We start from the raw sequence: 9745 nt of genomic DNA, 5'->3' as shown, positions 1-9745 counted from the left end.
GAGTCACCCAGGAACGCGAACGCGACCCAGGTGAGGGCGAGGCTGCCGACGAGTGCGCTGAACAGTGCCCAGTAGAAACCGGTACGACGGCGGAGCAGGCCGTTCTCCTTCACCTGCGCCAGGAGCGCGGAGTAGGTCGAGGTGCCCTTTCGGGCTCCCGTAGCGGGGCGAGTGCGGGTGTAACCCGGAGCGAGCGGAGTCGTGGTCATGTGGACCGCTTTCAGTCACGGATCGGTCCTTCGACCGGTTCGAGAGAGTTCACGCGATTGCGCTTGCGGCGACCCTAGGGGCCGAACTTGCGTGTTCACCGTGGTGTCCGGAACACGTCGCACGACCTTCGAGATCACCCCGCGTGTCGCTCCGGACCCGCTGCGCACGCACCGGACGATGCGCGCAACGTCTGGCCCGGGTACTCGCCGAATCGGCGGAAGTAGGTGCCTGAGAAGCGCCCCAGGTGACGGAAGCCCCATGTCAGGGCCGCCTCGCTCACACTGGTCTCCTGCCGGCTGCCGGACTCCAGCGCCGCGCGCACCCGGTCGAGCCGCATCCGCAGCAGGAACGTCATCGGCGAGACGCCGTGTTCCCGCATGAACGCCGTCTGGAGCGTGCGGGGGCTCACACCCACCGCGTCGCAGATGTCGGCGAGGCAGAGCTGCTGATCGCAGTGTCCTTCGAGGTACGCCACGGCGAGTTCGACCGTCGACGGGGTCACGGCACGCCGGAGGATCACGGGCACGCGCGTCCCGAACGCTCCGAGGACGGCCTCGACGAGCGCGACCTGCGCGCTGGTCCTGGCGCCCTGGGTGAAGCCGTCGCGCGTCGCGGTGACCGCCACCTGTTCGACGCACCGGCGCAGGTGTTCGAGCACCCCCGCGGCGGGTTCGGCACCTCGGTCCGGCAGCTCCGGTGCCGCGGCTCCGAGCGAGGAGCGCACCTGGTCGAGGAGTGACCGGTCGATGCTCACCAGCTGCAGCGTGCCCGTCGGGGCGCGGACGGAGAACTCCCCCGACGTCGGCATCAGGACGGGCGTGCCGGGCCGGGTCTCGAGGACGGCACCGTCCTGGACGGCGATCCGGACGCCACCGGTGCTCGACCACCCGACGACGATGCGGTCGACGGGTTCGAAGGTCCCGGAGAAGCCGGAGGTCGCCGACGCCGTGACGAGGCTCACGCATCCGTCCCGGCGGGTTCGGTACCGGAACCGGAAGGGCAGCCGGGAACTGTCGTCGTCGACGTCGAAGCGGACGTCACGACCGTGCCCGGCCTGGGCGAGCACGCGCGCGGCGAAGGACCGGTCGGTGCCGGAGCGTTCGGTGTGGCGGCGCTGGGTGTCGATCCGCGCGGTGACGGTCCGGGCCGCGTCGTCCCCGTGGACCGCGGTCAACACGGTGCCTCGTCGAGGTGCTGTCCGCATCGCTGCTCGAACCAGGAGCGGGCGTCCCGCAGGCTCGCAAGCCGTTCCTGTTCGTGCAGTGTCGCCACGAGCGTGCAGTCGGACCCCGTCGACAGTGCGCTCGACGCAGCCGAGGAGCATGTTCGGGTCCCCCCAGGCGGATGCAGCGTCGACGACCCGCCAGCACCCGGCGTCGACCGGCTGCACCCGGATGTCCGTCGGGTCCGTCGGGGCGAGTGCCCGGATCCGTTCGGTGTGGGCGACCTGCTGTCGCACGACGGAGTCGATGACCATGGTCGAGGTTCCCTGTGCGTGTCCCATCGCGCCTCCCTGTCGGTTCGATGTGGCGCACTGCTTCGACCAGCGGCGCACGAGACACTTTCAGTATCAACAGGACGTTTCCCGTCACGTCAGGGGTTGACACCAGACCGCGTCTGGCGGATCATCCGCGGCCGGGATCGGGGTCCTGGCAACGCACCGTGGACGGTTCCCGTACGGTCGGCCCATGAACGACGGGAGCGGTGCGGCACGGGACGTCCCGCGTCGGCTCTCACGTGCTGTGCGGGACGCGCTCCGGTTCGTCCAGGAGCACGCGACGACCCACATCACCGTCACGGACGTCGCCGCGGCGGTCCAGCTGTCGCCGCGGAGTCTGCAGAAGCGGTTCCGGACCGAGATCGGGCAGACGCCGGGCGCCTTCCTGCGCGCAGTGCGGCTCGAGGGGGTGCGTCGTGACCTGCAGGCGGCATCCGGCACACCCGACCGGCGGACCATCGCGGCGATCGCCCAGCGGTGGCAGTTCAGCAACGCGGGTCGGATGGCTGCGGCGTTCCGGACGGCCTACGGGATCGCGCCCTCGTCGGCGCTGCGCTCCTTCGCGCCCGAGGACGGCGAGGACGGCGAGGACGGCGCACCGAGCCTGTCGGACCGGAACCAGCGGCGCTTCCGGCTGGTGCTGGACTGCGAGGTGGACGTCGACGACCCCAAGGCGGTGCTCGCCGGGGCGCTGCAGCGTGCTGGGGCCGGTCCATGGCGCGACTACCGGCCGGACGGCGGCAGCGAGGACCTGATGGCGTTCCTGCTCGGCAACGCGGTGCGGACGGTGGTGCGCGAGACCTCCGGCGTGACGCTGGTGGCCCTGGACGCGATGCTCCGGGTGCAGGACGAGCAGGGGACGTACCCGCCCGCCGAGCTCCCGGCCTGGCGTGCCGGCCCACCGCCGAACGTGCCCGCGCCGTCGGGGTCGTCCGACACCGCCCAGCGCGTAGGATCGAGAGACGGCAGGGAAGGCGCCCATGGATGACGCATTCGAGCGTGCACTCCGTGCGCTCCGGTCGGCGGACGTCGCCGACGACCAACTCAGTCGGCCGTTCGCGCTCGCGCTGCCGATGGGCGGTGTCTCGATCTCGACCTTCGGTGAGCTGTGCCCGAGCGAGACCGTGTCCGCGACCGACGAGGTCGCCACCCGGATCGACGAGATCCAGCTCGACCTGTCCGAGGGACCGTGCTGGGCCGCGCTCTCGACCGATGCCCCGGTGCTGGAGACGGATCTGGTGGAGCGTCCGAACGCCGCGTGGCCAGCCTTCAACGAAGCCGTCCGGAGCGAACCCGTCGGCGCGGTCTTCGCCTTCCCGGTCGCCTTCGGGCCGTTCCCGCTCGGCGCGATCGACGTGTACGTCCCGCAGCCCGCGACGATCGAGGACGACACCGTACGCCAGGCCATGACCCTCGCCTCCGCAGTCAGCCGCCGGGTGCTCCGCCGAGCCCTCCGCTCCATCGCGGACCAGGACGACGCCCTGCTCGACCGGAGCCCGTCGTCCAGGCGCGTGGTCCACCAGGCCACCGGTGTGGTGCTCGCGCAGCTCGACATCAGCCCCGAGGACGCCTACCTGCTGTTGCAGGGCCATGCCTTCGCCCGCCGGACGACCATGCGCCGGGTGGCGGAGGAGATCCTCGACGGCACGGTCCGGTTCGAGAAGCGAGGCGACCTGATCGAGGAGGTCCAGTGACGACGGCAGGCCGAGAAGCCCGGATCCTCGAGACGTTCACGTCGCTCGCCGACACCCTGGTGGACGCCTACGACGTCGTGGAGCTGCTGCAGACCCTGGTCGAGACCTGCGCCGAGGTACTCGGCATCGACGCTGCGGGCATCCTGCTGGCCAACGACGACCAGGAGCTCGAGGTCGTGGCCTCGACCTCTGAAGCGAGCCGGCTCGTCGAGGTCCTGCAGCTCGACGCCGAGGCCGGACCCTGCATGACCTCGTTCGCGACCGGACGGGTCGTGGCCTGCCCGGACATCGAGTCAGCGCCGGCGGAGTGGGCGATGTTCCGCACGGGCGCGGTCGAACTCGGGTTCCGGTCGGTGCACGCCGTCCCGCTCCGGCTGGGCAGCAACGTCATCGGCACACTCAACCTGTTCGGCATCGCCGTGGGTGCCCTCGGGGGATCGGACCTGCGCGTCGCCCGTGCCCTGGCCGACGTGGCGACGATCGGCATCCTGCACGAGCGGTCCCTGCGCGAACACGAGGTCGTCCGCGCGCAGCTGCAGCGCACCATCGGCTCGCGCGAGGTCATCGAGCAGGCCAAGGGCGTCGAGTCGTACCTGCGGGGTGTCTCGATCGAGGATGCCTTCGCGGTGATCCGCGGGTACGCGCTCGAGCACCGCGAGCCGCTCTCCGAGGTGGCCCGCGCGGTCGTGCAGCGCCGACTCGTCCCCTGACGACCGCGGGCGAGCAACCCCGACCGCGGGGGAGCACGCACGACCACGGGCGAGCAACCACGGCCCCCGCCGCCCGCTACGGTGAGCGGATGGGCAAGGTCACGCTGCAGGACGTCGCCGCGCACGCCGGCGTCTCGATGAAGACCGTGTCCAACGTCGTCCGTGGCTACCAGCACGTCAGCGACCCGATGCGCAGCCGGGTGCAGGCCGCGATCGACGAACTCGGGTACCGCCCGAACGTCTCGGGCCGGTCCCTGGCGACCGGACGCTCGAACATGCTCGCCTTCGCGTTCCCCGACCTCCGACGCCCGTACTTCGCCGAACTGGCCCACGTCTTCTCGCGGGTCTGCGCCGACCGCGGCTACCAGCTCCTGCTCGAGGAGACCGCCGGCGACCCGGACGGTGAGCGTTCCGCCGTGCGCGGGCGTGAGGCCGGGGTGGTCGACGGGGTCGTGATCCACCCGCAGGTGCTCACGCCCGAGGCCATCGACCGGATCCGCGGCGACACCGCCGTGGTGTTCCTCGGCGAGGACGTCCGGCCCCCGCACGCCGACCAGGTCGTCATCGACAACGCCGGTGCCGCCGCCGAGGCCGTCGCGCACCTCGTCGCGCTCGGCTGCCGCCGCATCGGGTTCTTCGGGCACGAGACCGGCCCGTCGTCGCGCACGTCCGGACTGCGCCTGGACGGCTACCGCGCCGGACTCGTCGCCGCGGGTCTGCCGCTCGACGACGCGCTGCTGGTCCCCCGCGAGGTCGGCGACGCCGCCGGTGCCGAGGTCGCCTTCGGTACCGCGCTCGACGCCGGACTCCGCGTCGACGGGCTGCTCTGCCGCGACGACCTGGCCGCGCTCGGGGCGCTCCGGGCGATGCGCCTGCGCGGTCTGGACGCGCCCCGCGACGTGGCCGTCGTCGGGTGGGACGCGGTCGGCCTCGGTTCGAGCCTGGTGCCGAGCCTGACCTCCGTCGCGCCCGACACGGTCGCCCTCGCCGACACCGCGCTCGACCTGCTGGTCGAGCGGATGGACGGCTCCGACGTGCCCGGCCGGCTGGTCACGGTCGGCCACCGCCTGCTCGTCGGCGAGAGCGCGCCGTACGCCGACGGCACGTCCGACCGGGCGGCGCACCAGGGCGCGTGAACGGCGGACTGGAGGCCCGTGGCGGCGCCGCCACCCCTCCCTCGCAGGCTCGGTCGGCGCGGCCCGCGTGCCGCTGGCGCGACACTGCTGAGCGAGCCGCGCCCGTCCGCCTTTCCCCCGTCGCGTGCCGTCAGCGACCTGCGGGAGCCGACTCCCCCGGGTGCACGCTGCCGAGCAGTTCGACGACGACGTCCCGCAGGGCGTCGGGCAGCCCGACGGTGCCGAGCTCGACGATGCGGTCCGCACGCGGCAGGTCCTTCGCCACGACCTCCCACGCCTCGAGCTTCTCCGCGTTGCCGGCCTGCGCGCCCTCGAGGACCTGCCGGACGGCGTCCCGCGCGTCGCCCCCGACGACCGGAGCACCGACCAGCGTGATCGATCCGCCCGACGCCGAGTCGACGGACACGTCGACGGAGAACCGGTCGACCGAGCGAGCCGATGTCGGTTGCCCGTCGGCCGGCGCGGCGAGGAACGTGATCCGCCAGTCGCGGTGGGCGGGGACGACGTCGAGGGCTCCGGTGGTGCCGTGCACCCGGAACTCGGCGTGTTCGGGATCCCAGGTCAGACGGGTCCGGGCGGTGCGGCTGCCCTCGCCCTCGTGGTCCTCGACCAGGGTGAACTCGCCGGGTGCACCCGGTGCGACGAGGACCTCGAACGCCGTCGGGTTGACGGTGGCGTCGAGCTGGTCGGCCGCCGCGAGCGGCAGGACCCCGCCGGCGCGCAGCAGGGCCGGCACCGTGTCGAGCGTGCGGTGCAGGTCGACGAACCGGTCACCCGCGTACACCGTGCCGGTGAAGACGTCGGTCCAGGTGCCCGGCGGCAGCCAGGCCCGGGCGACCCCGTGCCGGCTGACCGGGTCGCGCGGCGCCACGATCGGGGCGACGAGCAGCTCCGAACCGAACGCGTAGGTGTTCGGCACCCGGTACGCCTCGTCGCGGCGCGGCTCCAGGTGGTAGAGCGGCCGGACCAGCGCGGTGCCCTCGGCCGTGCCGTGGTTCATCGTGTGCAGGTACGGCACCAGGCGGTGGCGGAAGCGGAGCGCCTCGCCCATCGCGGCGCGGGCCTCGGCCGGGAACACCCACGGCTCCTTGCGGATGAACGGGTTGTTGGCCGAGTGCAGGCGCATGATCGGCGAGAACACCCCGAACTGCACCCAGCGGGTGGCGAGCTCGTCGTCGCGGACGCCGCGGGTGTGGCCGCCGATGTCGTGGCTCCACCAGGGGTAGCCGATGTTCGCGGCGGTGGCGGTGAACTCGGGCTGGAACGCCAGGGACGCCCACGACACGACGGCGTCGCCGGAGAACCCGACGGCGTACCGGTGGCTGCCGGGGCCGGCGTAGCGCGAGAAGGTCATGCCGTCGACGGGGGCCGGTGCTGCGTCGGCATCCGGGCCCGCGTCGGCGCCGCCGGACGGCGCGTGTCGTGCCGAGTCGAGCAGGTGGAAGTGGTTGAGCAGCCAGAGCGGGTCCACCCCGGGCAGCCCGGTCTCACGACCCTGCTGCCAGTCGATCCACCAGAAGTCGACGCCCTGCTCCTCGAGCGGGCGGTGCAGCTGTTCGAAGTAGGCCTGCAGGAACCGGCGGTCCGTCGGGTCGAACGGGATCGGCTGCTCGGTCTCCGGGTCGACGCCCATCGCCCGGGCCACCGCGGGGTAGGCATCCTCGAACGCCCGCACGCCGTCGGCCGGGTGCAGGTTCAGCGTCGTGCGCATCCCCCGGCGGTGGAGTTCGGCCAGGAACGCCTCGGGGTCCGGGAACAGCGACGGCTCCCACGAGTACCCCGTCCAGCCGTTGCCGAAGCGCGGCGGCACCGAGTCGACCCGGTGCCAGTCCATGTCGATGACGGCGACCGAGAACGGCAGGTGTTCGTCGGCGAAGCGGTCCAGCAGCTCGAGGTACGAGGTGTCGCTGTACGGGTGGTACCGGCTCCACCAGTTGCCGAGTGCCCACCGCGGCATCCGTGACGGCGGGCCGGAGACGGCGTGGTACGTGCGGAGCGCAGCGTCGTAGTCGCGGCCGTACGCGAAGACCGTGACGTCGCGGCGACCGGGGACCCGCGTGCCGATCCAGCCGTCGTCGGCGAACAGGAACGACTCGCTGTCGTCGAGTGCGGTGATGCCGTCGCGGGCCAGGATCCCCGCCTCGAGCGGCATCCGGCCGTCGACGTCGTCGAGGGTGCGGCCGGTGCCACCGAGGTCACGCGGCTCCTGCCCCCACCGCCAGCGGTTGGCGTCCGGTCCGGTGGTCTCGACCACCAGCCCGCTCGGGCTGAAGGGGCGGCCGTCGTAGCGCAGGCGTGCGCGGTCGGTGGTGACGACGACGCCGTCGGTGCCGGTGCCGTCGGTGGCGGCCGTCTGCTCCACGGTGAAGGCCGGCACGGGCAGGCGGCGGCGCAACGCGAAGGTCGAGGCGCGGTCCTCGAACCCGCCGTCGTCGCTCCACTCGATTCGGAACGCTCCGGCGTCGAGCACGGTGATGCGCCAGCGGTCGCCGGTGACGACGGCTGCGGGGTCGGCGACCGGGTCCGAACCCGGGAACGGACGGATGGTGGGGAGGACGGTGCCGGTGGTGCCGGTGGTGCTGCTGCTCACGTGGTGCCTCTCAGCTCTTGACCGCACCCTGGGTCACGCCGCTGATGACCCAGCGCTGCGCGAACAGGTAGACGATGATCGTGGGGGCCATCGCCATCAGGTACGAGGCGAAGGCGACGTTGTAGTCGGTGCCGAACTGACTCTGGAAGATGTTCTGCACCACGGGCAGGGTCTGCAACCCCGGGTCCGCCGTGATGAGCGACGGCATCATGAAGTCGTTCCACGATGCCAGGAACGCGAAGATGCCGACCGTCGCGTTCATCGGGCCGAGGAGCGGCAGGATGATCCGCCAGAAGATCTGCCACGTGGACGCCCCGTCGATGCGGGCGCTCTCCTCGAGTTCGACCGGGATCGACCGCAGGTACGCCGAGTAGAGCAGCACGCTGAACGACAGTTGGAACATGGCGTGCAGGATCCCGACACCGATCGGGTTGTCCAGGCCGATCTCGGCGGTCAGCTTGATCTGTGGCAGCGCCACGACCGGGAACGGCAGGAACATCGCCGCGAGCAGGTAGACGAACGAGTACCGGAAGAACCGCTTGTGCCAGTTCCGGACGATCGCGTACGAGGCGAACGAGCTGAGCAGCAGGGTCGCGACGACGGTGAGCGCTGCGACGCCGAGCGACACCGAGAAGGACACCGGGAACCGGGTCAGCTGCCAGGCGTCGGCGAACGATCCCGGGTTGAACGGGAACGGCAGCGAGAGCGCGTTGCCGTCGACCGACTGCTCGGTCGTCTTGAACGCCATCGAGAGCGTCACGTACAGCGGGACGAGCACGGTCAGCGACGCGAGGCCGAGGACCACGGTGAGCGTCCAGTTCGTGCCGCCCAGTCGTCGGCGGTGTCCGCGGCCGGAGCGTCCGCCGCCGCCGGTGGTCACGGCTCGGGTGTCGGTCGGGGGTCGTGTGTCGATGGCGGTCATGCGAGTCGCAGGTTCCTTCCGCGGGTCGCCGCGAGCTGCAGCACGGAGATGAGGACGGTGATGATGAAGAACACGGTCGCGTTCGCCATCTGGTAGGCGTAGTCGCCGCCGGTGAAGCCGCCGAAGATCGTCATCGCGACGCTGCTGGTCGCGCTGCCGGGCCCGCCGTTGGTCAGACCGACGATCACGTCGTAGGCGCCGAGGTAGCCCTTCACACCGAGCACGGTGTTGATGACGATGAAGCCGCCGAGCAGCGGGAGCGTGATCGCCCGCAGCTGCTTCCAGCCGGTCGCCCCGTCGAGTGCACTGGCCTCGTACAGCTCCTCGGGGATGGACGTCAGGCCCGCCGTGTAGATGAGGAGCGCGCCGGGCACGGTCTGCCAGGCGGACACGATGACGATCGCGAGCCAGGCCAGGTTCGGGTCGCCGAGGATGCTCTGCTCGAGCGGGCCGAAACCGACGCTCGTGGCCAGGGCCGGCACGGTGTTCGAGAACAGGAAGTTGAACACGTAGGCGACGATGATCCCCGAGATCACCATCGGGATGACGAACACCGACCGCAGTCCGGCGGCGAACCGGATCTTCTTCGCCAGGGCGATCGCGAGCGTCAGCGCGACGACCTGCGTGACGACGACGGTGACGGCCGCGAAGCCGAGGGTGAACCCGTACGACGCCAGGATCGCGGGGTCGGAGACGAGCGCCTTGTAGTTCTCGACGCCGATGAAGTCCCACTGCCCGAACCCGAGGTAGTCGGTGAAGCTGTAGAAGACGCCGACGCAGGCGGGGGCGACGACGAACGCCGTGAACAGCACGAGGGCCGGCACGAGGAACAGGTAGTACATGCCCTCGGTGCGGCTGAGTGAACCGACACCGCGGGAACCCACACGACGGTGCGTGCGGGCTGCGTCGGTGGCCGGCCCGGACGTCGCCGGGTCGGTGTCGCGGGAGAGCGGGGTCTGCATGGTCATGGTGGCTCCTGGTTCCT

Annotated in this window: 8 protein-coding genes and 1 pseudogene; 4 read left to right on the top strand and 5 right to left on the bottom strand. The window is 71.6% G+C overall.

Annotated elements, in window-relative coordinates:
• A pseudogene (locus BIU95_RS18885) lies at window positions 1–209 on the bottom strand (acyl-CoA desaturase); the annotation flags it as partial.
• A gap of 134 nt (window positions 210–343) precedes the next feature.
• Window positions 344–1714, bottom strand: a complete 1371-nt coding sequence (locus tag BIU95_RS17595; protein ID WP_071252439.1) for an AraC family transcriptional regulator — start codon at window positions 1712–1714, stop codon at window positions 344–346.
• A gap of 184 nt (window positions 1715–1898) precedes the next feature.
• Here BIU95_RS17595 and BIU95_RS17590 point away from each other — a divergent pair, with 184 nt between their 5' ends.
• The 4 genes from BIU95_RS17590 to BIU95_RS17575 all read left to right on the top strand — a co-directional run bounded on the left by BIU95_RS17590 (window position 1899) and on the right by BIU95_RS17575 (window position 5248).
• Entirely contained in the window at window positions 1899–2696 is a 798-nt protein-coding gene (locus tag BIU95_RS17590) for a helix-turn-helix transcriptional regulator (RefSeq protein ID WP_071252437.1), read from the top strand.
• Window positions 2689–3402, top strand: a complete 714-nt coding sequence (locus tag BIU95_RS17585; RefSeq protein WP_056071097.1) for a GAF and ANTAR domain-containing protein — start codon at window positions 2689–2691, stop codon at window positions 3400–3402. The genes BIU95_RS17590 and BIU95_RS17585 overlap by 8 nt, the downstream gene beginning before the upstream one ends.
• Window positions 3399–4112, top strand: a complete 714-nt coding sequence (locus tag BIU95_RS17580) for a GAF and ANTAR domain-containing protein (RefSeq protein WP_071252435.1) — start codon at window positions 3399–3401, stop codon at window positions 4110–4112. The genes BIU95_RS17585 and BIU95_RS17580 overlap by 4 nt, the downstream gene beginning before the upstream one ends.
• A gap of 89 nt (window positions 4113–4201) precedes the next feature.
• Window positions 4202–5248, top strand: coding sequence for a LacI family DNA-binding transcriptional regulator (locus tag BIU95_RS17575; protein ID WP_083389447.1), 1047 nt, complete (start codon window positions 4202–4204; stop codon window positions 5246–5248).
• Between the two features lie 130 nt (window positions 5249–5378).
• On the opposite strand, the gene BIU95_RS17570 is transcribed toward BIU95_RS17575, so the two are convergent.
• Genes BIU95_RS17570 through BIU95_RS17560 form a run of 3 tightly spaced genes read right to left on the bottom strand, consistent with a single transcriptional unit; the run spans window position 5379 to window position 9728 of the window.
• A complete protein-coding gene (locus BIU95_RS17570; RefSeq protein ID WP_071252433.1) occupies window positions 5379–7838 on the bottom strand; it encodes a glycoside hydrolase family 31 protein in 2460 nt (819 codons plus the stop codon).
• Between the two features lie 10 nt (window positions 7839–7848).
• Window positions 7849–8760, bottom strand: a complete 912-nt coding sequence (locus tag BIU95_RS17565) for a carbohydrate ABC transporter permease (RefSeq protein ID WP_071252431.1) — start codon at window positions 8758–8760, stop codon at window positions 7849–7851.
• On the bottom strand, window positions 8757–9728 hold the full coding sequence (locus BIU95_RS17560) for a carbohydrate ABC transporter permease (RefSeq protein WP_017886934.1): 972 nt from the start codon (window positions 9726–9728) through the stop codon (window positions 8757–8759). Before BIU95_RS17560 ends, BIU95_RS17565 begins: the two co-directional genes overlap by 4 nt.
• Window positions 9729–9745 lie beyond the last annotated feature (17 nt).

Source organism: Curtobacterium sp. MCBA15_007, from assembly GCF_001864905.1.
Classification (GTDB): Bacteria; Actinomycetota; Actinomycetes; order Actinomycetales; family Microbacteriaceae; genus Curtobacterium; species Curtobacterium poinsettiae.
This window is presented reverse-complemented; position numbering and strand designations above follow the sequence as displayed.